The sequence below is a fragment of the Bacillus sp. NP247 genome, assembly GCF_018966865.1.
Lineage (GTDB): Bacteria > Bacillota > Bacilli > Bacillales > Bacillaceae_G > Bacillus_A.
This window is the reverse complement of record NZ_CP076653.1, coordinates 300,198-325,900: the sequence shown is the minus strand read 5'-3', so window position 1 is coordinate 325,900 and position 25,703 is coordinate 300,198. Positions and strand designations below refer to the sequence as shown.

The window sequence follows — 25,703 nt, the reverse complement described above, 5'->3', positions numbered from 1 at the left end:
TCTTATTGAACACATTTCTTACGATTTGTTAATTATTGAACATTTATCGTTTTTTTGCTCATTGTAAGCGTTCTTTTATATTATTATAATTTTTATTGAACAACTGTGCAATAAAAGACAAAGGGGGCCGTTTCAGATGAGATTAAAAGGTAAAGTAGCAATTGTCACTGGTGCTGCGTCAGGCATGGGGAAAGCAATTGCAGAAGGTTATGCAAAAGAAGGAGCAAAAGTCGTTGTATCAGACTTAAACTTAGAAGGGGCTCAACATGTAGTACAAGGAATTAAAGCTACAGGTGCAGAGGCCATAGTTGTTCAAACAAACGTTACCTCCGAGGAAGATGTTCAACGTCTTTTCGATGAAACAAAACAAGCTTACGGGAAATTAGATATTCTTGTTAATAATGCAGGTATCATGGATGGAATGGAGCCTGTTGGTGAAGTTTCAGACGGACGCTGGGAGAAGGTTTTTTCTGTGAATACAGTATCTGTAATGAAAACAATGCGTATTGCAGTGAATCTATTCTTGGAACAAGGACACGGTACGATCGTCAATAATATTTCTGCAGGTGGATTATACGGTGCACGTGCTGGTGCTGCTTACACAGCATCTAAACATGCAGTCGTTGGCCTAACAAAAAACACTGCCTTTATGTATGCGAACAACAACATCCGTTGTAACGGTATCGCTCCTGGAGCAGTCATAACAAACATTGCTTCTACAATGACAAATATGAGCGAATTTGGTGCGAGCCGCCAAGCATTAGGTATGGCAATTAATCCACGTGCTGGACAACCAGAAGAAGTTGCACAACTGGCTATCTTCTTAGGATCAGACGAAGCTAGTTTTGTAAACGGACAAGTGATTTCTGTAGACGGCGGCTGGACTTCATATTAATTTTAATTCACACTTATTAGCTATCAAGCTTAAAAAAATAAGTTCGATGCCTTTGCATCGGGCTTGTTTTTTCGTTGTTGAGATTGATTTGTTGATGGGGAAGTTGTGCGGAGTTAAAGAATTAATGAACAGAATGAGAGTTAGCAATTTAGTTAAGATACATATAAAATATAATTACTTTTTAATTTAGAAACCATCTTGATTAATTTTTCAAAATGGTTTCTTTTTTGTCTATAGAATTAAAATTGAAGTAAAAAAATAAATACCCGTAACTTTCCACCTCAAAAAATCGTTAAACAAAAGAATAGATTTTTTATCACGAATGGGGGAGAACCATGAAAATTCTAATACTAGGTGGCACACGATTTTTAGGAAGAGCATTTGTAGAAGAGGCTTTAAAAAGAGGGCATGAAGTTACATTATTCAACCGTGGAACAAACAAAGAAATTTTTCCTTACGTAGAGCAGTTAATCGGTGACAGAAATGATGATGTTTCAAGATTAGAAAATCGAAAATGGGACGCGGTAGTCGACACGTGTGGGTTTTCTCCGCATCACATTAGGAATGTTGGAGAAGTATTAAAGGATAATGTTAAGCACTATATATTCATCTCAAGTCTTTCCGTATATAAAGATTGGATCCCGCATCACATAAAAGAAGACTATATATTACAACCAGAACCGACGAGTAATCAAATGAAGGCTGTAGAGAATGGTGAAATATCTCCGTATGAGTATTATGGTGCGCTTAAAGTATTATGCGAAAAAGAGGCAGAGAAGTATTGGCCAGGGCGTGTTTTACATGTAAGAGCAGGACTTCTTTCAGGAATGTTTGATTATACAGATCGCCTTCCATACTGGGTTCAGCGTGTAGCAAAAGGTGGAAAAGTGTTAGTACCAGGAAGAAAAGACCGTCCAGTACAGTTAGTTGATATAAAAGATGTTGCGAGCTTTGGACTAAACATGGCAGAAAATAATAAAGCCGGTACATTCAATATAACAGGTCCAAATGATGAATTGACGATGGAAGAGCTATTAAATGTGTGTAAAAAGGTTACGAATAGCGATGCTGAATTCGTTTGGGTAGATGAGTCATTTATGAATGAAAATAAAGTGCAGCCTTGGACAGAGATGCCTTTATGGCTTCCCGAAACTTTTTTGTTAGAAGGTGAAACGAAGCCGTGGAAAGGTGGGTTTTCTATTTGTGTCGAGAATGCTGTTAAAGCAGGGCTTACTTTTAGAAGGTTAGAAGATACTGTTACAGACGTGCATGACTGGATAAAGAGTATGGACGAATGGGAATTAAAAGCAGGTATTTCAGGCGAGAAGGAGAAGAGGTTGTTAGAAAAGTGGTATTAATAAATTCAGAGTAGCCTTATATATATACTCGATTGAACATAAGGAGGAGAAAAGGTGATGTGGAAAGACAACATTCACAGTATCTCATCAAACTTAAGCTTAAAAAATCCGGCTACGAAGGATGAGCTTAGTGATATACAAAAATGTTTACATGTAGAATTACCAAATGATTTATATCAATTATTACAAGAAACATACTGTGCAATGGGCGATGGTGGGAATATGATTTGTTGTATTCCGAAGCAGGATTTGGTTGTAGTAAGTGCTTCTGAAATTATGCCGAATGCACGGGATAGATGGGAATTGATTGTGAAATATATTCTTCCTGGTATACAGTCAAATAAATAATATTAGTACAAAGATGGTGTGAATTGGAGTTTCATACCATCTTTTTGTTTTATGACGGAAAGTTCAGGGGAATGTAAGGGTTATGCAAAGAAATGTAAATATTAGGATTTTTTGATATAAGATTATTTTTTTTATGTATAATGAGGACAAGGCCTGAAAATACTTAAATATTTAAGTGAATATATTAAACAAGGGAGATTGAGTTTATATGAAAAACTTACTTCAAAAAACTTTAGCTACTACAGGGCTAACTGCTTGTTTATTAGGTATGGCTTCTTCCGTTTCATTTGCTTCGATTAGTTGGGATAATAATGCAACGTGGACAGGAAGCGGAGCAAAAGCTAAGGCAACTGCCTATACTGCGAAAAAGAACGAACCTCATTTTTACAAGATGACTGTAAGAGCTAGCTTTGATGATGGGACTTCTAAAGAGTTAGCATTGTATGATGCTAAAATTTCAGATCGTATAAACGTTAGCGTTGCATCCAAAGGACCGGTGACCAGAGGTTATTCGGGTCATGAATGGATAATGGTAGGGGATAGTGCGTACACTTCTAAGGAAATGGTAATTAAATAAATATCAACAAAAACCGTGAAAAAGGATAAATGCCTTTTTCAAGGTTTTTAAAATGAGGAGGATATATGAATCTAGTATTAAAAGAAATAGTGGTGAACAAAACAATATTCATTATGTTATTTATTGGATTTGTATTGACAATATGGCCAATCCTGATCGCAATGTCGACGCGAGATTATTATGATGAGAAATTTTATGATAGTAAAAATGGTTATTTTAATTATTACTATTCTGTTCAACTTACTAATATGGGGGAAATCAATTTCGAACAATTTCAGACGTTAGTAGAATCTGATTTTAAAAACGCTAGTGTTATTACAAATGATATTCGTATTACTATTCCGGATATCGGCCACGTAATAATGAATGGTCTCCTTAATAAAAATTGGTCTCCACCTTTGCTAAAAGGTTCTCAGATGGGACAAGATGAAAAAAATAGTGTAGTAGTGGGGAAGAAAATTTATAAGGATATGGAAACAATAAAATTATTTAATAAGGAATATACAGTTAAAGGCGTAGCTGGAGAAAATACTGGATATGAGTATAATATTAAAATTTACGTCTCTCTAAATGACATGCCAGATGAAGTGAAACAGATGATACAAAAAGATAATACATTCCAAATGATTGTTCGTTCTAACGAAAACCCTATCAAGGAAATAGAAACTTTCATACAGCATATGAAACAGAACAATAAAGATATAAATGCCAAAGTGATTAGTGAAAAAGAGAACTATGAGAAGGAAAAAAACTCAAGTGAAGCCGTAGAAGAGTTACTCAGTTTTCCATATAGGCTTTTATGTATAGCTTTAATTACCAGTATAATAGTAAGTTATTATTGGATTTATACGAAGAAAAAAAGTTTGTCGTTAAGGAAAGCTTTGGGAGCAAGTAATGTAAATCTTTTTATTTTTATATTTAGTCAATTATTTTTATGTGCAATCACTGCATCAGCCTGTGCAATATGCATACAATGGATTTTTAGCATTTTGAGTGAAAATATTATAGAGTTTACAAGTTATAGTATTAGTTTACAGTCTACTCATATTGTAATGTGTGTATTTCTTTCACTTACTATAGCTTTCATCCTCTCTGTAATACCATTTGTATATGTGCTTAAAAGTGAACCTGCTAAAGCATTAAAGGAGTAAAAATGATGAGAATAAAAAGTGCGTTCATAGCATTAAAAAAGAGATTTCTATTTTCCGTACTTCTTCTAATACAGATTACATTTGGATTAGCAACTATAACGAGTTCAATTAATGTATTTTATAATTTACACCATCTAAACGATAAATCCAGCTCGGTATTAAATGTGGATAAAACATATTTAGTTACTTTTGAAATGACGACAGATAGATTACAAAGCAATCAATTTAATAAAGAGAAAATTCAAGCGGTTTATAATACAATTCATCAAAATAAAGATGTGATTTCGTATGGTACATACGAGGAGCGAGTTATTGAAATAGAGTCAAGTAATAGACCATTTCAAAACAGTATGATTACTGATTTGAAACATAAAACGTTTCACGATGAAAGACCTACCATTAAAACAATTTTTGCAGATGAAAATTACTATAAAATGTTAGGTTTACCTTTAAAACCTGAAGAAGGTTTCTCGCATGATGACTTTCAAAAAAATAGTGAAGAAAAAACAAAAGTTTTAATGGGTTCTTACTTTAAGAAATATTTTCAAGTTGGGGATACAATTAATAATCAATATACAATTACAGGATTTTTGCCAGAAAATAAATTTATCGTAAATAATAATACGACGAACACATATTTGAAGTTGGATTACGCAATGATAATGCCTATGTCATTTGATAGATTTGAAAAATATGAAGCAATGTTTTTAAGGCTACATCAAAGTACAGTGTTATACTTACAAAAAGGTGCAGATGTAAAGAAACTAGAAGAATCAATTCAACTTAAAGGAAACGGCGGTACGTTTCCTTTAAAAAGTTTAGGTGATGAAATAAATGAAGATGTTACTCTTAACGGCTATTCTGAAATACCTCAACTTATAGTAGGAATCTTATTCATTGTATTCTCGATCGTCGGAATTGTAGTAACGACCATTGTTTCTATCTTGATGAGAAAGCGGGAATTTGGTATAAAAATAGCTTTTGGCGAAAGTAAATTTGGTATGTTTATTCAAATTGTTTTAGAGAACATTGTTGTAGCAATAACTGGCTTAGGAATGTCAATAGCTTACTTTTCATGGAGGTATGGGGTTCTATTACAAATGTCGAAGGATTTAAAGGAAGCAACGGTATTAGACTTTAAATTGGATATGCCTATATTGTTTTTAGTATTTCTTTTCTTATTATTGATTATCATTGTCTCAAATGTAATTGTCTTCTTATTTATTAGAAAGCTTGAACCAAAAACATTAATAGGTGGGATGGAATAATGAGTTTAATTGTATTGAAAGACATTAAGAAGGTGTATAGTAACAAGAACCATAATACGTTCGCGTTAAACGGTATAAACTTAACGATAAATAAGGGCGAAATTATAGCGATAATGGGTCGATCAGGGTCGGGGAAAAGTACGCTATTAAATGTTATAGGATTAATTGATATGCCAAATGAGGGTGAATATACGTTAAATGAAAAAACATTAACTGAAATTAGAGCAAATAAAGTTCATAAAACAAGAAATGAAATGATTGGATTTATTTTTCAATATTTTGCGTTGTTAAAAGAACATAGTGTACTGGATAATGTAGCACTACCACTAACGTATAGAAAGCTAAAGCAACGTGAAAGAGAAAATAAGGCGAAGTTCTATTTAGAAAAAGTAGGTTTAAAAGAACATATGCATAAAACACCGGACGAGCTATCAGGTGGACAACAGCAGCGCGTCGCAATTGCTAGAGCGTTAGTAGGTGAACCAGAATTAATATTGGCTGATGAACCGACAGGGAATTTAGATAGAAAAACAGGAGAAGAAATTATGAATTTGCTATTACAACTGAATGAAGAAGGACGAACGATTATTATTGTAACGCATGATATTGAAGTGGCGAATAAGTGTAATAGAATTATTGAGTTAGTTGATGGGGAAGTTGTGCGGAGTTAAATGATATTAATAAGGGAATATATATTAACTAAAATACATCGCAATCTGGTGATGTATTTTTTATAAGAATAGTATATAAATTCGATTCTTATCGTAACAAAGTAGGATTAATAATGATGGTAGAACGTGGGTTGCTCCTTCTTTAGAAATGTTTATGAAATGGTGGAAGAATAATAATTTAACCATAGTATCAATAAAAAACGCCTTGTTACTAAAGAAACAAGGCGTTTTTCATATGTAAATCTACCACTCAATCGGTTCTTCTCCGTACAGTTCCCACAGCTTAGGAAACATCTTTTTCAAACCGTCTTCGTCATCTTGGTCCCAGTCGAATTCAATGTCGTCATTATGAGCTCTTTCATCAGTTAGTACATGGTAAAGCGTAAAGTAAGTATCATCTTCATCTCCTGTTTTTTCTGCATATACAGTGACACCGAAATATAAAGAAAGTTCTTCAATGCTTGGAACGTCATACTCGCTCAGATTTTCTAACGCAGGAATTAACCGTTCTGGATCTTCAATACACGCTTCGTAAGTTTCTTTTCCTTGATATAATAACCATCCACGGAAATAATCAAAACAATCATCCGAACAACCACCCATAATAATATAAGCAGCTGCCCATAAGTGAGACGTATAGGAAGCTTTTAATATACGATGCATATGCATATCAAAAGCTACAATTTCATGTACTGTACGTTTAGCGAGGTGAGAAGTGAGCCATTCTATTTGTTCTTCTTGGTCTTCGCCTTTCGTTTTTGCACGATTAAGTAGTTCCCAAAATTCTTCTTCTGTTATCGTTTTATCTTTTATGTAATCTTCCCCAGGGCACGGGTCTGTATATCCTTTTTTACGTTTGGAAGCAACTAGTTTGTTAGCTTCTTTTATACATTCTTCTTCTGTTTCAAACTCTTTCGCTTTTACACTACCAGCTGTGCCAATTTTTCCGTAAAACACAACGTAGTCTCTATCTTTCACAACGATTTTCCAAAACTTATTTGATTTTTCATTTTGCTGGATTAATAACGCTTCCATTCATACCCCCATAGTGCTTTTCTAGTGTGTATTGTGATTGTAACATATGTATATATACTTGTAATGACAAAAAGGTGTGATTAGTTTTTGGAAAGTTCGAAAAATATTGAAAAAAATAGAAAAATTTAGTAATCTTATTTGTACAGCATATACATAATCGTTTTGTAATAAATCGATATTTAATATATTAGGGGGCATTACGGATGGATCTTACGTTTAAAGTAGAGCAAACATGTTTTAATTACCGAGTCGGAGCAATTTGTAAACATGATAATAAAATACTTATCCTTCAAGACGAAGGGGAAGATTATTGGTACGTACCAGGCGGACGAGTGAAAATGCTAGAAAATAGTGAAGATGCGTTAAAACGAGAGCTTGCAGAAGAGCTAGCTGTTCCAATCGAAGTAAAGAGATTAATATGGTCAGTAGAAAATTTCTTTACACTTTCTGAGCGGAAGTTTCATGAAATTAGCTTTTATTATGAAGTAGAGCTGCATGAATTACCCGCGAGTGGGGCGGATCAATACATTCTCGAAGAAGAGGGAAGAAGGTATGAATTTAAGTGGGTGCCGGTAGAAGAGTTAGATGCATATAACTTACAGCCCGCGTTTATAAAAGAGAAAGTAAAGGATGTATCAGTTCATACAGAACATATCGTTTTACAAAAGTAAACGTATCCGGAGGGAAAAACCGTGAAGGGGACTAAAAAAGAGATACATATAGATGATAAAGCCATTCGTTACACACATATCGAAAAAGGTTCCAGTGCGATTTGTTTTATGTTTTCAGGTTCAGGCTACAATTATGATAAACCGTTATTCTATTATGCAACGATGTTAATGCTTGAACATAAAATAGATGTAGTACATATTCATTATTCCCACGAAGGACAATTAATGGAAAAACCAATGGAAGTAGTAACGAAAGTAATGATGGGTGATATTAATCCTATCATTAATGAAGTGCTAAGAAGTGGACAATACAAAGATTCGATGTTTTTAGGAAAATCACTTGGAACAATTCCGCTTGCAAATGATTTAATGAAGAGAGAAGAGTTTTTACAGTCAAAAATGATATTATTGACACCTTTACTGACGTTTGAAACGATTTTTGATTCTATCTTACATAGTAATCATGAAGGGCTTTTAGTAATTGGAGACAAAGATCATCAATACAATACAGATCAAATTAATCAGTTACATAAAACGAATTTAAAGATCGATGTTGTCAAAAATGCAAACCATTCTTTAAATGTTGGGGAATATGAAACAGAGAATTCAATTGAAGCAATAGCAAAAGTAATAGAACAACTTAAAGAAGTTGTAAGGACAAATTAATTTAAGTTTCAATACATACAAAAAGAGGTGCAATTTGCACCTCTTTTTTATTTAATAAGCCTTCAGCACATGAAGTAAATAATCCTTGCGATTCAGTGGATTAAAGTCAACACGTTTTCGAGTAGTGAAGGGAGCCGTAAGTTTTGTAAAACCACCTGGCTTTGTTGTGAAGATTCCTTCTCCTTCTGTAAATGAATGGAGCATTCGTTTAAAATTCTCTGTTTTCGCAATAGGTAACGATCCAGTTAAGTGATAAGAATCATTATGCAATATAGGCTCTGCGAAAGTTGCTGGAATGGCTGCAAGCTTATACATTGCGGTACTAATTGCGTGCTCCGGTACAGTTAATTCAAATTCGTTTAATGGCTCAAATACACATGTTTCAGCTTGCTTTAAAGCATCCATTAAAACGAGCGGTGTTAAATTTCTAAAGTCACTCGCTGTTGTAACAGGGCTTGCATAACCAGAATGTGTTAACGTGACGGAAATGTCCGTAACTTCCCAGCCGTATAAACCTTGTTTTAACGTTTGAAATACAGTATCTTCAATCGCTTTATGAAATGCTAAAGGTAGTGATCCAAGTTCAACGCCTAAGTTATACGTAATACCAGAGTTAAGCACACCACGTTCCACTTTGAAGCCGATTGTTGCGTAAAAAGGATTCTCTTTTTCACTCATTACTTCAACGCTATTCCCTATGCCAATTGGTTTTTCAATACATACAACTCGCGTATTTGAAAAAGTAACTTGTAAATTGTATTTTTCATAAAGTGTTGTTTCGATAACTTCTTTTTGCACTTCACCGAAAAGACGGATATATAGTTCATTATGAACACCGTCTTTCCATATTTTAATGAGGGGATCTTCTTCGCATAGTTCCATAAGAGCAGCGTATAAATCATGAATTCGCTCTTTAGGCACTGCATCAATTGCAGCCTCCATTTGCGGTTCGGCAAAGTGAATATCCTTTATATAATCTGTCCGTTCACCGATAATATCACCAATTTTAATATCACTCAGTCCCCACACTTTGCAAAACTCTCCGCTTTGAACAGTAGAAGCTTGAACCGCATTTCCATTATGAAACATGCACATTTTTTTAATCTTTTCTTTACGTGACGGAGACTCACTGCGCTGAATGTCAACATATTTTCTAACGTGTAAACTACCTGAAAAAACTCTTACGTAAGCAATCTTTTCACCAGAAGATTCACGTTCTATTTTAAACACAACACCAGACAATGTTTCATTTTGTGCCGATTTATTAGCTGGAATTAGGGCTGAAATATTTTCAAGTAGCTCAGTTACGCCCATACCTGTCATTGCTGAACCAAAAAAGATAGGAAACACATTTGCTTGCTGTATTTGTTTTTCTAGTTCTTTTCTTAAAAGTGCGGCCGGTATTATTTCGTTATTTACATATGATGCAAGCAAGGACTCGTTATATGGTGCTACTCGTTCCATACAATCGTCATATGATTTATATTCAATAATCCGTGCTTCTTTTGTTCCTTCGTTTTTTACAGAGTAGAAGGGGAATACTTCATTTGAAAGAATCTCTTTTATTTGTTTCACAACTTTTTCAGTATTTGCGCCACTGCGGTCTATTTTATTTACAAATAAAACAGTCGGTATGTGTAGTTTCTGTAATGTCCGCATTAAAATCTTTGTCTGTGCCTGCACGCCTTCAACGGCAGAAATAACTAAAATTGCACCGTCTAGTACGCGAAATGATCGCTCCACTTCAGCGATAAAATCAGCATGTCCAGGTGTATCAATAACATTTACTTTTAAATCATCAATAAAGAAAGAAACGACAGATGCTTTAATCGTAATTCCGCGTTGTCTTTCTAATTCCATTGAATCAGTTTGCGTACTTCCGCTATCAACTCGGCCAACTTCTTTAATCACATTCGTTTCATAAAGAATACGCTCAGTCAAACTCGTCTTGCCAGCGTCTACGTGCGCGACAATCCCTATATTTATTGTTGTCATATATGAATATCCTCATTTCATTTTCCATTTTTAATTCCTCATTTCTATTTGTGTATTGCCGCATTACAATCACTCTCCAGTCATTTAAATTATTACTATTATAATGTAATTTACATTTTTTGTAACGCTACAAAGCGCCTTAATTTGGAAAAAATAAAATGAAAACAAAATGCTTGCATTCTAAATCGATATAGATTATATTAATTGACGTATCAACTATTGATACGTCAAACGTTTTTGATTTGGATGTAAAGGAGGGGTAATTTGACAAGTTCATGCTCAAAAGAAGCAATAATTTTATATAAATTACACTTCCTCAATAAAGAAGTAAGCTCGAAGTTTGAAGGGTGTACGGGTATGAGTCAATCTAGACTAGAGCTTATACTTCAGTTATATGAAGTAGATGAAATTAGTCAAAAAGCACTTCAGAAAGAAGTGAATATTGATAATGCCGCCATTACGAGGCATTTAAAACAGCTGGAAGCAAACGGAATGATTACAAGACGTAAAAATCCAGATGATAACAGAATTACGTTAGTTTCTCTTACAGAAGAGGGGCGAAATAAAATTCAAGTGTATCAAGAGGAAAAAGAGCGTTTCGCTACTTCAGCATTTAAAGGATTAAGTGAAGAAGAACGCGACAATCTTTTAACGATGTTAGACCGCATTCAAGAAAACATAAAAGAATTATAAAAAAGGGAGAATACAACTATGACAAACTTACTAAAAACAAATGACTTTAATGAAATTTTAACAGGACGCCGTTCAATTCGTAAATATGATCCAGCTGTAAAAATTAGCAAAGAAGAAATGACTGAAATTCTTACAGAAGCAACACTTGCACCATCTTCAGTAAACATGCAACCATGGAGATTCCTTGTTATTGAAAGTGACGAAGCGAAAGCAACACTTGCGCCACTTGCGAAATTCAATCAATCTCAAGTAGAAACATCTTCAGCGATGATTGCTGTATTTGGTGACTTAAACAACTTTGATAACGCAGAAGAAATTTACGGTACAGCAGTTGAGCGCGGTTTAATGCCAGCTGAAGTAAAAGAAGATCAAATGCAAAAACTTTCAGGCTACTTCTCAATGGTTACGCCAGAAGTAATGAAAGATACAGTACTAATTGACGGTGGCCTTGTAGCGATGCAATTTATGTTAGCAGCTCGTGCTCACGGCTATGATACTTGTCCAATTGGTGGATTTGAAAAAGACCAAATCGCAGAAGCATTCGGATTAGATAAAGAGCGTCACGTACCAGTAATGTTAATTTCAATCGGAAAAGCTGCTGACAGTGGTTACGAATCAGTACGTCTTCCAATTGAAAAAGTTGCTGAGTGGAAGTAATTTAACATAGTACAGAAATAAGTGAGATATGAGAGGGGAAACACCATGATTATTATTCACGCAATATTTCAAGTAGATCCAGCGAAACAACAATCATTTTTAGAAGAAATTCAACCACTCATTCATGGTTCAAGAGAAGAAAGTGGAAATATATCTTATGACTTATATAAAGATACAGAAAAAGAAAATGTTTATACGATGGTAGAAGTATGGAAAGATGATAAAGCAGTTGCGAGTCATAATACGAGTGAACACTTCACATCTTTTGTAAGTAAAGCATCACAATTTTTAACTGCTCCGCTTAATATAAAAGTGTTTAATGGAGAGTTAGTAAAATAATAAGGTAGAAAAAGATGACTTTAGCATATGGCTGAGGTCATTTTTTTTATTTCAATCTGCCATAACATTGAAGGGCTTATATGAGCTAATTCAGCTAAACTTTTACTAGTTAATTCTGCACTTTTTTTAAACGACACGATTTTTTGATCAACATTCTTTTTAATGTATATAAGGCCTTCAAATAAGTAAAGAAACTAATTATAAATTAACTGTATTTACTTATACTTAATGGCGTGTTAATGTATACTTAATTTTAATAAATTATAAATTATTTTTAAGTATCTCTGCCAATGTGAAAACATCCACAAACTGTATGCAACTTCTTGTAGAGCATTGTTTCTTAAATTTTTCATGCAATTATCTTTATTTTATTAATATAGAATGAAAAAGAGATGTAATAGAGCTAAAGGGTTAACTGGTGGCGTGTAAATAAAAAGTTATAATTTATTTTTAAACTTTTTAAGGGTGTGAAAATATAATGAAACCAGTATTGAAAAGCATACTTATTTCCTTTGCTTTTTCTGCAGTAGGGATGTGTTGGCTGCTGTTCATGTTATTTAGAGGGGGCGGAGACTGGTTATTGTCTTGGATAGGTGTATTAATGGCATATTTATCTTTATACACTTTAATAGATTTATATTGTAAAAATACATACGAAAAAACATTAAATATAGTGCTTATAAAATCAACAGTTACTACCTTTAGTTTTGGAGTATTAGGAATCATATTTGGTATAATACACGAGCTATTAACACCATGGAGTCTCAGTTTAATGGTTTGGTATTGGTTGCTAATTCTACTTTTATTTTTAACGACCATAATATTATTAGTTATTTTAGTATTTGTAAATCGTAAAGATCAAAATTTCCCCGGGGTATATAGATTACTTATACTTCTAAATTTACTTCTTACGTTAGGACCAGTATTGTGGCCACTATTTCTTACTATTCTTGGAAATGGTATGAATGCTAGTGCAGGATGGTAAAACTGAATAAAGATTAGTAGTTTAAAGAAGTGAATGAAATGAAAAGTTGATATAGGGTTTTAAGTATATAAGAGAACGTGTTTTGATAAATTGAAAACACGTTCTTTTTTATTGTTAATCTTAATATGAACTCCTTAAATTTATAAGATAATTCGATTGGGAAAAAGATATGTTACTGGAACAAACATATATGTACCTTTGAAACGAACACAATTAATGAATCATCTTAAAAATAATAAAGACGAGGTGGAATGAAAATAAGGGCAGTTAAGTGACTGTCCTTATTTTATATGCCTTTTTTATTTTCATGCATAGCTCTTTCTCAGCTTATCGTATCCAAATTTGAACGTAAGTATTTCGTAAGGAATGGATAAGAAAAAAGAGAGATTTATCATATAGGATTAGAGTATAACTTGAATCAATACGATATTAATAGAGGAGTGAAAGCCTTATGAAAAAATGTAATTCAATTAAGTTAGCAAGTTTGGCAGTTTTATTAGCGGGTACTACTCTATTCACGCCAGGTTTTACTGTGAAGGCAGAGTCGGTTCAAAATTTATCTAGTCCGTCACAATCACATGATCAAAAGAACCGGAATGGTTGGAAACAAGTAATGCAGGAAACAGTACAGCTTGGAACGCCAGGGATATTAGCTAAGGCGTCTAACAACGGAAAAACTAGTAGTTATACTGCTGGCGTGGCGGATTTAAGTACAAAGAAACCGGTGAAATCGGATTATCGCTTTCGGATTGGTAGTGTGACGAAAACATTTACTGCTACGACTGTTCTTCAATTAGTAGGAGAAAATCGCGTACAACTTGACGATCCAATTGAGAAGTGGCTACCAGGTCTCATTCAAGGAAATGGGTATGATGGCAATCAAATTACGATACGTCAACTTTTGAATCATACGAGTGGTATAGCTGAATACTTAAAGTCAAAAGACGCTGACATAATGAATTCAAAAAAAACGTATACAGCAGAAGAAATAGTGAAAATGGGGCTTTCTCTACCGCCTGATTTTTCGCCAGGTAAGGGGTGGTCGTATTCAAACACAGGATACGTAATATTAGGAATGCTTATTGAAAAAATAACTGGAAATAGTTATGCAGAAGAAATTGAAAAGCGAATTATTGAACCTTTGGATCTGTCAAATACGTTTTTACCAGGGAATTCAACCGTTATCCCAGGAAAGAATCATGCTCGAGGGTATATGAAAATTGAAGGAACAAGCGAGTTGAAAGACATAACGTATTATAATCCGAGTTTAGCTAAGTCAGCTGGAGATATGATTTCTAATGCGGACGATTTAAATAAGTTCTTTTCATCTTTACTCGGTGGTAAGTTACTGAGGGAAAATCAACTAAAAGAAATGCTTACCACAGTTCCTGTAGAAGGAAAAGGTGTTGGTGATGGATATGGTCTTGGAATCTATGAGACTAAACTTCCAAACGGTGTTTCAATTTGGGGTCACGGAGGGGCAATTCCTGGATTTACAACTTTTGCTGGGGGAGTAATTGGAGGCAAACATACATTGTCTGTCAGTATTAACTCTTTAGGTGCGATTGATATTGGTACGCAGTTTAATAAAATGATGCAAATTGAATTTAATAAATAGAAAAAAGAAAGTGAATTGGATTCTGCTATAGTTGTATATAAAAGAGATGGTTTTGAATTTTGTAAATATGAACAGTGTTAGCATTTATGATATGGCATCAAGTTTATGTGGAACATAAATACGATATAACTGTATTTCAAAGTGAAAGTCAATCTTATATCTTACTATAAAAATAAAAAGAATGTCGTTGCATGACATCCTTTTTATTTTGGAGCAAAGAGGTATGCCTTTAATTCTGAAAATTGTTATTTTTTCAACCATTCCATATAATAAAGGTTATAGGGATTTATACAGGGGAGTTATGAATGGAGAATATTTTAGTTGATTAACTATTTCTCGTTTTAACCAATATAACAATTAATAGATTTGGAGTTGAGTACATTGGGACAAAATCATTATAAATGGAGTAATAAGCAATTACGAGAACATGTTGAAGTACTAGATGGCACGAGAAGTCCACACATTTTATTAAAGAATGCGGCATATTTAAATTCATATATGCGTGAGTGGATGAAAGCAAATATTTGGGTTTATGATGACCGCATTGTATACGTAGGAGAAAAACTGCCAGAGCAATTTACTCATTGTGAAGTTATTGATTGCGAAGGGAAGTATGTAGTTCCTAGTTACATAGAACCGCATGCACATCCATATCAATTATACAATCCAGAGACTTTAGCAAATCATGCAATGCAATTTGGGACAACAACTTTTATTAATGATAATTTAACTTTATTTTTCACATTACAACGTGAAGAAGCATTTCGTTTATTAGATGAATTTAAAAAGATTCCGGCAAGCATGTATTGGTGGTGTCGTTTCGATGGACAAACTGAGTTGCAAAATGGCCAATCATTATTTAATAGTGAAGAAATAATGGAATGGCTTAACCATGAAGATGTTCTTCAAGGCGGGGAGTTAACAGCATGGCCAAAACTATTACATGGCGATGAGGAAATGTTAAATTGGGTACAGGAAACAAAACGATTACAGAAGAAAGTAGAAGGGCATTTTCCTGGAGCATCTGAAACAACTTTAGCAAAGTTAAAATTGTTAGGTACGGATTGTGATCATGAAGCGATGACAGGGCAGGAAGCATTAATACGCCTTATGCAAGGTTACACCGTTTCTCTTAGAAACTCTTCAATTCGTCCAGATTTAGAAGTTTTACTGAAAGAATTGCTGGAATTAGGTGTTAAGCAATTTGATAGATTCACGTTCACAACAGATGGTTCACATCCTTCATTTTATGAAAGTGGAATGACGAATAGGATGATAGAAATAGCGATAAAACAAGGGATTCCAGTAATCGATGCTTATAATATGGCAAGCTACAATATTGCTCGTTATTATAATATGGAGCATTTACACGGCTCGATTGCGACAGGAAGAATTGCAAATATTAATATTTTGGAAAGTAAAGAAAATCCAACTCCAATTAGTGTAATAGCAAAGGGTAAGTGGATGAAACGTGAAGGAGTAAACAAAAATAAATCAGTAAGTATAGAGTGGGATAAATTCCTAGTCACTTCTTTACAACTAGACTGGTGTTTGCAGAAAGAAGATATGATTTTCACTGATGCAAAGGGTATAAAGTTATTAAACGACGTCATAACAAAACCATATGTAACTGAAATCGATTTGAACGGTGATGAACTTTCCTTTGAACATGATGAATGTTTCCTAATGATGATTGCCCGCGATGGTACTTGGCGAGTGAATACAGTTGTGAAAGGTTTTGCGAATGGATTAGGAGGTCTTGCTAGCTCTTATTCTGGTACAGGTGACATCATTCTTATTGGAAAAAGGAAAGAAGATATGCTTACAGCTTTTCATAGAGTAAAAGAGCTAGGTGGCGGTATGGTAATAGCGGAAAGAAATGAAGTGTTACACGAAATTGCATTACCGTTGCTCGGGATTATGTCCGATTTAAAAATGAGCGAATTAATACATAAAGAGAAAAAAATGGTGGAATTACTACAAGAGCGAGGATACACCTATAACGATCCAGCATTTACGATTTTATTCTTTTCTGCGACGCACTTGCCTTTTATACGGGTAACACCTATAGGATTATATGATGTGAAAAGTAGTAAGATACTTGCTTCACCGGTGAATTTAATAAACCAATATTAAAAGGAAAGGTCCTATAAAAAGCATATTTTATAGGACCTTTCACATTCCTAGCATAAGAATATCCTAAGCCTCAAATAATATAGTATCTAAATCATTTGAGGTGATACTTAAATATGAAAAAACTATTGTATGTTTTAAGTGTATTTATTTTGTGCGTATCTATACAGCATGTGGTACATTCTCAGTCAAATGCACCAAGGTTATCTTCAGATTGTCTGGAAGAAAGGAAAATTCGTGATGAAAAGTATGTGAAAAATATTATGAATGACATTATATCTACATTTGATTTAAAGATTGATGAAAATAGTTTTTGGGAAGTTAGTAAAAGAGACCTAGAGGCTGCGCATTTGATGTATGGCGGAAGGGAAAATGATTCTTATTATAATTCGCTAACTAAAGTTTATGATAGTGGTGGATATAGGGGAGAGCCTAGATTATTTGTGAAGGCGCAAGAAGCATTTTTACTTTATAAAGAAATAGACGATACAAATGTAATGAAACGCCTAAATCTAAACCTTGAAAAAGGGGAATGGGTAGTAATCGAAACGAAAAAGAAGCAGGGGAAAATAGTGGAATACAGACCGTTACAATGTGAAAAGGACTATATGAACAAGAGAAATGAATACCATCATGTAAAATAATATGACAAAGTATGAACGAATGAGCCACTGATGGCTTGTTATAGAAGAAGGTAAGTAAACATATTAGCCTTAGGTAATATGTTTACTTACCTTTTTAATGAGGTTTTTTAAATTCGGAATGGAGTATGTTACAAAATACTTGCTGGCTAATGTGCTTATAGTATTCTTTGGGTTCATTCTTCATAAAATGAGGTTTTGTGTCAAAAGATTTGTACATTGGTGAACTATCTGTGTATATTTTATTCTACAGTATTAATAAAGAAATGTTTGCTATTCGCAAGAAATATCGTTGGCACGGTTTTTGCAAGTACTAAATGTAAGGAAGGAGGATTGAATGTAAGAAATCTGTATAGGTAATAGTAAAAAATCAGCTGCTATTGCATCATTGATCATACTTGTATTTATATGAGAACTATACATACAAATAAGAATGTTCCGGTATTAAAATTCAGAATTTTCTTTTAAATGAGAGAGGGGTAAAGATATGGTTAAATATTCAAAAATTTCTAAGTTGATTCTTGTTGTTGGACTAGTGACAATATCATGCAATGGTTTACAAATTCAAGCAGAGACAAAAGAAAAAAATGTGAAGAACGTATTACAAATGGAGCCGGTAGGCATACAGAAATCCGTTGATGAGTTGGCACACTCTTCAAAAGTACAAGAAAATGCATCTTTTACAAAACGGTTAAAGTTATCGGATTTATCGCAGCGTCCGCTAGCACCAAACAAGGATGTTAAACCGTTAGCTCAAGAAAAAAAGTATTCGATGGCTGAGTTAAATCAATTAAGTAACAAACAATTAACTGATCTTCTTGTGACAATTAATTGGTATCAAATTCCGGAATTATTTCAGTTTAATAGTGATAGTCTCAAATTCTATCAAGATGATAGCCGAATGCAAGCGATTATTAATAAACTAGCAGAACAAGGACAAGCTTATACGAAAGATGATTCAAAAGGGATTGAAACATTAGTAGAAGCTCTACGTGCAGCATTTTATTTAGGTTTTTACCATGATGAATTAAGCAAACTAAATGAGCGTAGCTACCATAATAAATGTTTACCGGCTTTAAAAACAATTGCAAAAAATCCGAATTTCAAACTTGGTACATCAGAACAAAATAAAGTTATTTCATCATATGGAAAATTAATTGGAAATGCATCGGCTGATGTTGAAACGGTTTTATATGCAGGTGAAATTTTCAAACAATACAATGATAATCTTGCAACTTTCATTGAAGACCGAACAAAAGGAGACGCTATTTATGAGTTGATGAAGGGGATTGACTTTGATATTCAGACGGATATGTACACGACTGGAAAAGAGCCAAAAGATACGATGTGGTATCGAAATATTGATAACTTTATAAATGAAGTAAATCGTTTTGCACTAATTGGTACAGTAACAAATAAAAACGGCTGGTTAATTAATAATGGAATTTATTATGCTGGTCGATTAGGCAAGCTTTATAGTACACCAACAAAAGGCCAGCAAGTTGTCACCGAAGCGATGAGGATTTATCCACATTTTGGGGAGCAATATTTTGTTGCAGCAGAACAAATTACTACAAATTACGGAGGAGTAGATGCGAACGGAAAAACAATAAATTTAGATCAAATTCGAGAAGATGGTAAAAAGAAATATTTACCGAAAACGTATACGTTTGATGATGGAGCAATTGTCTTTAAAGCTGGGGATAAAGTTAGTGAAGAGAAAATTAAGCGTCTATACTGGGCGGCAAAAGAAGTACGTTCTCAATTTTATCGTACAGTTGGTAGCGATAAACCACTTGAAAGTGGACATGCTGATGATGTACTAACGATGGTTATTTATAATAGTCCAGATGAGTATCAATTTAATCGCCAACTGTACGGATATGAAACGAATAATGGTGGAATTTATATTGAAGGGACAGGAACGTTCTTTACATATGAACGTACACCAGAGCAAAGTATTTATAGTTTGGAAGAATTGTTCCGCCATGAATTTACGCACTACTTACAGGGAAGATACGAGGTTCAAGGATTATGGGGCCAAGGGGAAATGTATCAAGATGAACGTTTAACATGGTTTGAAGAAGGGAATGCAGAGTTCTTTGCAGGTTCAACGCGATTAGATAGTGTAGTACCGCGAAAAAGTATAATTGGTGGATTATCTTATGATCCTGCAAAACGTTATACAGCATCACAAACATTAAATGCGAGATATGGAACGTGGGATTTTTATAACTATTCGTTTGCATTGCAATCATATATGTATAATAACCGTCCTGAAATGTTCGATAAAGTGCATGATTTAATTCGTGCAAATGATGTTTCAAGTTACGATGCATACCGTTCTACATTAAGCAAAGATACTAAATTAAATGAAGAATATCAATCTTATATGCAAATGCTTATTGATAATCGCGATAAGTATACAATTCCACAAGTATCAGATGAGTACTTAGCGCAGCATGATCCAAAATCGCTTTCGGACGTTACGTCAGAGATCACAAATGAAGCAAAGTTAAAAGATGTGAAAGTAACAAAGAATAAATCACAATTCTTTAATACATTTACACTACAGGGGACATATACAGGAAGTGCGGCAAAAGGAGAAATTGAGGACTGGAAAGTGATGAATCAAGCAACAAATGATATGTTGAAACGTCTTTCAGGAAAAGAGTGGACTGGATATAAAACATTAACTGCTTACTTTGTAAATTACCGTGTTAATAATGCTGGACAATTTGAATATGATGTTGTGCTTAGTGGAGTGAATACAGAAGAAGGTACGGCTGTAGAAAAAGAACCGAATAATTCATTTGAAACAGCGAATCCACTATCTTTAAATACGTTACTAAGAGGAAACTTAAGCGATCAAGATCAGGTTGACCGATTTGTTATTGATGTAAAGGACCCAAAAGATTTACAAATTACTATTACGAACGAACAAAACATTGGATTGAACTGGGTACTATATTCTGAATCAGACTTAAATAATTATGTAACTTATGCAACAAAACGTGATGGAAACAAATTGCTTGGCAATTATAATGCGAAGCCAGGGAAATATTACTTAAGTGTATATAAATATGGCGGGGGAACAGGGAATTATACAGTGGAAGTAAAATAGTTTACTATAGTTGATTTGAGAGGCTGCTAGTTGTATTTTTTTAGCGAAGTAAAGTATTTAATGTTAAATATTAAACTACTTCAATATACCCCTGTTCTATAATTAGAGCAGGGGTATATTGGCTTTATATTTTAAAATTAAATAACCTCATTGGATTTTGACAAGAAAATAATTAATATAGATTTGAATTCTCATTCGTAAAGCATGTTCTAATCTTCTTAATGCTCTTTCATTTTTGTCTCAATTCTTGTTTTCAAATCAGTTGATACTTGATTGAAATACCCCAAAACTATCTTCCTAATATCATTGGAAATGACTTTCAAATCATTAGCTAAATTTTCAGCAAGATGTTCTTTTTCAATGAGTGATAACTTAGCATAAAATTCACCAGCCTGCCCAAAGTCGTCTTGCTTAGTTATAGAAGCTCTTTCAAGTTTCCCTTCGACATATCTTCCGTCACCGCTTGTAATTTGATTATCAGGTGTCCAATCTTGCTGCTGGTTAACCTGTAATTTACGAAATTCTGGTCCAATTCTTCGTCTTTGAGAATCGCTATAAATGTTAGCACGGCCCTGTAGCATTTTATCATCAGATAATTCTGCTCCATCCAGTAAATTAGAAGGGGAGAAGGACACTTTTTCTACTTGTTCCATATAGTTTTCAGGATTTTTATTTAATACCATTTTACCGACTGGTATAAGTGGATACGCCTTTTCGTCCCATACTTTTGTATCATCTAAAGGATCATAAGAAAGATGTGCTTCATCTTTTGGATCCATGAGCTGGACATATAAACCATATTCCACTGGTTTACCAGCCTCAATTGCATCGTATAAATCTTTCCCGCTATAATCAGGATTTTCCGCAGCTAGTTTAGTTGCTTCCTCACTAGTAATGAATTGTACACCTTCAAATGGATACCAATGATACTTTATATACTTTCGATTACCTTCAGCGTTTCTCCAAACATATGTATTTACACTATGTCCTGGGATGTGGCGAAGACTTTTTGCGGTACCAGCATCAGAGTATAAATGGACAACAAAATGAATGGATTCGGGTGCTGTAGCGACAAAACTCCAAAATCTATTAGGGTCTATTAAGTTATTTTTAGGTGAAGGCAAGAGCGCTTTAATTGTTTCAGGGAAACGCATCGGATCACGAACAGAAAAGACAGGAATGTGATTACATAAAAGGTCAAAAACGCCATCATTTGTATAAAATTTTGTAGCAAAACCGCGTACATTTCTAGCAGTATCAGGTGTTCCTTTCGTACTAACTGCAAATGAAAATCGTACCATAACAGGAACTTTCGCATTAGAATTTTGTAAAAAGCTTAGTTTAGTATGTTCTGACATCGGATATATCGTTTGGAAATAACCGAATGCACCGTAACCTTTTACATGAACAGGTCTTTCTAAAATTTTTTCATGAATAAATTCTTGTAACGCCTCGTGCAGTACACTATCTTGCTTTAAAACAGGTCCACGTGAACCAACTGTTTGAGATTGAAGTTTAGCTGGTTCATTACGTTCTCGATTTTGGTTAAAGTCTTCTCCTAATAAAGATTGCCTCTGTTTATCATATTTTTCATTCATCGATTTAGCCTCCAAATTTTTTTCGTCGATTGTTACTAAATATGATTCTATAGCCTTGATTATGTATTACATAAAAAGTTCAAATTAGTAACATACCGCTAGATGAAAAAAACGCACATGTAGTGGACCTGTTGAAATAGAAGAAATTATGGAAAAATGAATATCGGGAAGAGAAATAACACGTTTTATTTAAGAGGTGGAAGAAAACCACTATTAAAATTAAAATTTCAATCTTAAAAATTAATTTGTAAATGAATTTATAGATAATGAACATGAAAAACGGAAAAATAGCCAGGAGGAATTTATTATGTCGGATTGGTCTCAATTAGATAAAGAATATATCATGCCTACGTATTGTCGTACGAAGGTTGCGATAGAAAGAGGAGAAGGGTGTAAACTTTATGATGTGGATGGAAAAGAGTATTTAGATTTATTTTCTGGTGTAGGAGTAAATGTATTAGGATACAATCATCCTAAAATTGTGCAAACGACAATGGAGCAAGTTACGAAGTCATTGCATCTTCCTTTTCATTTTTTAAACCCAGTTGCGATTGAGTATGCAAAGAAATTAGTTGATTACTCTTTAAAAAATGGAAAAGTCTTTTTTACAAACTCTGGTACGGAAGCGACAGAAACAACGTTGAAATTAATTGATAAGTATAGAGCTAATACGCATGAGGGACGTGAAGGAATCGTAGTGCTGAAGAATAGTTTCCACGGGCGTACGTTAGGAGCACTTCATTTTACGAGACAAGAAAGTGTATATCAAAATTTCCCTAAAACATCGATTCCGGTATATGAAGTAGAGCGTGAGAATATAAAGCAATTAGAAGAAACAATAATTCATGAAAATCCAATTGCGATTATGTTAGAACCTGTTTTAGGAAGCGGCGGTATATATCCTTTATCGCGTGAATATTTACATGGTGTTCAAAACTTATGTGAGAAATATAATGTACTACTTATTGTTGATGAAGTACAAAGTGGTATGGGGAGAACAGGAAAACTATTCGCTTATCAAAATTTCAATATTACACCCGATATTATTCAAATTGGCAAAGGAGCAGGAGGCGGGATACCGCTAGGTGGAATTATTGTAGGTGAAAAATTATGTGATGTATTTGCACCAGGAGATCACGGCACAACGTTTGCTCATTCTTCAATGGGAACAGCTTTAGGGTTAACGGTTTTAAATACATTGATTGACGATGGTTTAATGCAAGAAGCTTATGAAATGTCGCTATATTTAAATGATAAATTGCGAGAAATTCAGAATGAAAATTCTTATTATATTCAGGAAGTACGTCATGCTGGTATGATGTTTGGAATTAGTTTGAATGATACGAATACAAATGTAAAGAAATTACAGGTAGAGCTAATGGAGAAAGGGATGTTAGTTGATGTTACACAAGGGAACATCATCCGTTTACTTCCTCCATATATAATTACAAAAGTAGAAATTGATGCATTTATTTATGAGTTTATCTCCTGTATTCATAGCTTATCAGCTATAGCAAATGTTTAAAAATCTTTATGAAAAAGCACCTTATTTTTAATTCAAATAGGAAGAAAATAGAGGTAAAAAAATAAATTTATATATTAAAATAAAAAAGCTGAAAAAGGTACTCGTATAGCGCCTTCTTCAGCTTTTTAAAATAGTAAATTACTTAACCTAGAGAGCATCTCATTGGACAAATAATTAATTATATGAAACAATAATAACAGATAAGGAGACGTTGCTTTTCCTTAAGTGCTTCGTATTGAATTTATTCTAGTAAGAGAAGGTGTGCTGAAAGAAGTTAAATTAAATAAGGGGCTGTTTTACTATATGCAACAAAATAATGATTTAAATTTTGAACCTCAAGACGTTAATATTGTCAATCCTAAACAAGCCAGGAAAGCAGTCGTTGCTACTGGTATAGGGAATGCAATGGAGTGGTTTGACTTCGGATTATATGCTTATTTAGCGGTTATTTTAAGTCAATTATTCTTCTCAGGTGTAGATAATAGTGGTTTGCAACTTGTACTAACATTTGGTACATTTGCGGCGGCCTTTCTAGTTCGACCAATTGGAGGTATTTTCTTTGGTAGAATAGGAGATAAATACGGCCGAAAGATTGTTTTAAGTACAACTATTATTTTAATGGCACTTTCTACATTATTCATCGCATTACTACCAACCTATGAACAAATTGGTGTATGGGCACCAATACTACTTTTAGTTGCTCGAATGATTCAAGGCTTCTCTACAGGCGGCGAATATTCAGGAGCAATGGTTTATATCGCAGAATCTTCTCCAGATAAAAAGCGTGGTATACTCGGTAGTGGTCTTGAAATTGGAACACTCTCAGGTTACATTGCTGCCTCGGTAATTGTTACCATTTTGACGTTATTATTAACAGATGAGCAAATGCTCAGCTGGGGATGGCGTATTCCTTTCTTAATTGCTGCACCAATTGGTTTGGTCGGTTTATATTTACGACGTCATTTAGATGAATCTCCAATCTTTCAAGAGATGGAAAAAGCACAAGAGGAATCTGAAGACAACGAACAATTTTCATTTATGGATATATTAAAATATCACAAAAAAGACTTCTTATTAAGCACAGTAATTGTTGCCTTCTTTAACATTACAAACTATATGATCCTTTCGTATATTCCTTCTTATCTAACACAAGTACTAAAAGTCAAAGAAACAACTGGCTTATTAATTATTTCAATTACGATGGCACTTATGATTCCACTGGCACTTTATTTCGGTAAATTAAGTGATAAAGTAGGTAATAAACGTGTAGTACAAATTGGTTTACTTGGTTTAGCATTATGTTCAATTCCAGCATTTTTATTAATTGGTAACGGACATATTGTAGCCATGTTTGCGGGTATTTTCGTTTTAGGTTTCTTCCTAAGTGTATATGAAGGAACATTGCCTTCGTTATTACCAGCACTCTTTTTCACCGATGTACGTTATCGTGCACTTTCTATCTCCTTTAATATTTCTGTATCTATATTCGGTGGTACAACGCCGCTTGTATGTTCATACTTAGTTCATGCTACTGGTAATCCACTGGCACCAGCATTTTATTTAACAGGTGTAAGTGTAATTGGATTAGTTGTATTTAGTGTACTGTTTGTTACAACATCAGGACGTGCATTAAAAGGATCTTATCCTACCGTAGAATCGAAGAAAGAAGCACATCAAATCGCTAAAGAGGATCCTGAAGAAACACTTTGGTGGCATGAAGAATCTTTAGAAATTGAAGCAGGAAAAAAAGCATAA

Annotated in this window: 21 protein-coding genes and 2 pseudogenes; 19 read left to right on the top strand and 4 right to left on the bottom strand. The window is 33.9% G+C overall.

What is annotated here, in order from left to right:
• Positions 1–136 precede the first annotated feature (136 nt).
• The 7 genes and pseudogenes from KPL75_RS01770 to KPL75_RS01735 all read left to right on the top strand — a co-directional run bounded on the left by KPL75_RS01770 (position 137) and on the right by KPL75_RS01735 (position 6,268).
• On the top strand, positions 137–895 hold the full coding sequence (locus tag KPL75_RS01770) for an SDR family oxidoreductase (protein ID WP_219919161.1): 759 nt from the start codon (positions 137–139) through the stop codon (positions 893–895).
• Between the two features lie 335 nt (positions 896–1,230).
• Entirely contained in the window at positions 1,231–2,253 is a 1,023-nt protein-coding gene (locus KPL75_RS01765; RefSeq protein WP_219919160.1) for an SDR family oxidoreductase, read from the top strand.
• 192 nt (positions 2,254–2,445) lie between these two features.
• Positions 2,446–2,601: pseudogene (locus tag KPL75_RS01755) on the top strand (6-aminohexanoate hydrolase); the annotation flags it as partial.
• Positions 2,602–2,809: 208 nt separating this feature from the next.
• Positions 2,810–3,178, top strand: a complete 369-nt coding sequence (locus tag KPL75_RS01750) for a hypothetical protein (protein WP_219919159.1) — start codon at positions 2,810–2,812, stop codon at positions 3,176–3,178.
• Between the two features lie 65 nt (positions 3,179–3,243).
• Positions 3,244–4,329 (top strand): ABC transporter permease, encoded by a 1,086-nt coding sequence (locus KPL75_RS01745; RefSeq protein WP_219919158.1) that lies wholly within the window; start codon positions 3,244–3,246, stop codon positions 4,327–4,329.
• 2 nt (positions 4,330–4,331) lie between these two features.
• Positions 4,332–5,597 carry an ABC transporter permease gene (locus tag KPL75_RS01740; RefSeq protein WP_219919157.1) on the top strand — a complete coding sequence of 422 codons (1,266 nt, stop codon included), beginning with the start codon at positions 4,332–4,334 and terminating at the stop codon, positions 5,595–5,597.
• A complete protein-coding gene (locus KPL75_RS01735; protein WP_002161300.1) occupies positions 5,597–6,268 on the top strand; it encodes an ABC transporter ATP-binding protein in 672 nt (223 codons plus the stop codon). The genes KPL75_RS01740 and KPL75_RS01735 overlap by 1 nt, the downstream gene beginning before the upstream one ends.
• Positions 6,269–6,511: 243 nt before the next feature.
• Here the strand turns inward: KPL75_RS01735 and KPL75_RS01730 are convergent, their stop codons facing one another.
• Positions 6,512–7,303, bottom strand: a complete 792-nt coding sequence (locus KPL75_RS01730; protein WP_219919156.1) for a DUF4240 domain-containing protein — start codon at positions 7,301–7,303, stop codon at positions 6,512–6,514.
• 203 nt (positions 7,304–7,506) lie between these two features.
• On the opposite strand from KPL75_RS01730, the gene KPL75_RS01725 reads away from it, so the two are divergent.
• A complete protein-coding gene (locus KPL75_RS01725; RefSeq protein ID WP_219919155.1) occupies positions 7,507–7,974 on the top strand; it encodes an NUDIX hydrolase in 468 nt (155 codons plus the stop codon).
• Between the two features lie 21 nt (positions 7,975–7,995).
• Positions 7,996–8,640, top strand: coding sequence for an alpha/beta hydrolase (locus KPL75_RS01720; RefSeq protein WP_219919154.1), 645 nt, complete (start codon positions 7,996–7,998; stop codon positions 8,638–8,640).
• A 51-nt stretch (positions 8,641–8,691) separates the two neighbouring features.
• On the opposite strand, the gene KPL75_RS01715 is transcribed toward KPL75_RS01720, so the two are convergent.
• Positions 8,692–10,635 carry a GTP-binding protein gene (locus tag KPL75_RS01715; protein WP_219919153.1) on the bottom strand — a complete coding sequence of 648 codons (1,944 nt, stop codon included), beginning with the start codon at positions 10,633–10,635 and terminating at the stop codon, positions 8,692–8,694.
• Between the two features lie 264 nt (positions 10,636–10,899).
• Here KPL75_RS01715 and KPL75_RS01710 point away from each other — a divergent pair, with 264 nt between their 5' ends.
• From KPL75_RS01710 to KPL75_RS01700, 3 genes are read left to right on the top strand one after another with little or no spacing between them, the layout of a single operon-like run.
• A complete protein-coding gene (locus KPL75_RS01710; RefSeq protein ID WP_219919152.1) occupies positions 10,900–11,328 on the top strand; it encodes a MarR family winged helix-turn-helix transcriptional regulator in 429 nt (142 codons plus the stop codon).
• A gap of 18 nt (positions 11,329–11,346) precedes the next feature.
• The gene (locus KPL75_RS01705) at positions 11,347–11,985 is read left to right on the top strand and encodes a nitroreductase family protein (protein WP_070143780.1); all 639 of its coding nucleotides are present in this window, start codon (positions 11,347–11,349) and stop codon (positions 11,983–11,985) included.
• A 45-nt stretch (positions 11,986–12,030) separates the two neighbouring features.
• Positions 12,031–12,324, top strand: a complete 294-nt coding sequence (locus KPL75_RS01700) for a putative quinol monooxygenase (protein WP_219919151.1) — start codon at positions 12,031–12,033, stop codon at positions 12,322–12,324.
• A 50-nt stretch (positions 12,325–12,374) separates the two neighbouring features.
• Here KPL75_RS01700 and KPL75_RS27785 read toward each other — a convergent pair.
• A pseudogene (locus tag KPL75_RS27785) lies at positions 12,375–12,488 on the bottom strand (MerR family transcriptional regulator); the annotation flags it as partial.
• Positions 12,489–12,802: 314 nt separating this feature from the next.
• On the opposite strand from KPL75_RS27785, the gene KPL75_RS01695 reads away from it, so the two are divergent.
• The 5 genes from KPL75_RS01695 to colA all read left to right on the top strand — a co-directional run bounded on the left by KPL75_RS01695 (position 12,803) and on the right by colA (position 20,825).
• Positions 12,803–13,309, top strand: coding sequence for a DUF3902 family protein (locus KPL75_RS01695; protein ID WP_016091668.1), 507 nt, complete (start codon positions 12,803–12,805; stop codon positions 13,307–13,309).
• 451 nt (positions 13,310–13,760) lie between these two features.
• The gene (locus KPL75_RS01690; RefSeq protein ID WP_219919150.1) at positions 13,761–14,927 is read left to right on the top strand and encodes a serine hydrolase domain-containing protein; all 1,167 of its coding nucleotides are present in this window, start codon (positions 13,761–13,763) and stop codon (positions 14,925–14,927) included.
• 381 nt (positions 14,928–15,308) lie between these two features.
• Positions 15,309–17,063, top strand: coding sequence for an adenine deaminase C-terminal domain-containing protein (locus KPL75_RS01685; RefSeq protein WP_219919149.1), 1,755 nt, complete (start codon positions 15,309–15,311; stop codon positions 17,061–17,063).
• A gap of 113 nt (positions 17,064–17,176) precedes the next feature.
• Complete coding sequence (locus KPL75_RS01680) at positions 17,177–17,704, top strand: hypothetical protein (protein WP_219919148.1); 528 nt, start codon at positions 17,177–17,179, stop codon at positions 17,702–17,704.
• A 484-nt stretch (positions 17,705–18,188) separates the two neighbouring features.
• Positions 18,189–20,825: a collagenase ColA gene (gene colA, locus KPL75_RS01675; RefSeq protein WP_219919147.1), complete on the top strand. Its 2,637-nt coding sequence runs from the start codon at positions 18,189–18,191 to the stop codon at positions 20,823–20,825.
• Positions 20,826–21,043: 218 nt separating this feature from the next.
• Here colA and KPL75_RS01670 read toward each other — a convergent pair whose 3' ends face one another.
• Positions 21,044–22,423: a catalase gene (locus KPL75_RS01670; protein ID WP_219919146.1), complete on the bottom strand. Its 1,380-nt coding sequence runs from the start codon at positions 22,421–22,423 to the stop codon at positions 21,044–21,046.
• A 307-nt stretch (positions 22,424–22,730) separates the two neighbouring features.
• On the opposite strand from KPL75_RS01670, the gene KPL75_RS01665 reads away from it, so the two are divergent.
• Positions 22,731–23,948, top strand: a complete 1,218-nt coding sequence (locus tag KPL75_RS01665; RefSeq protein WP_219919145.1) for an aspartate aminotransferase family protein — start codon at positions 22,731–22,733, stop codon at positions 23,946–23,948.
• Positions 23,949–24,251: 303 nt separating this feature from the next.
• Positions 24,252–25,703, top strand: a complete 1,452-nt coding sequence (locus KPL75_RS01660) for an MFS transporter (RefSeq protein WP_219919144.1) — start codon at positions 24,252–24,254, stop codon at positions 25,701–25,703.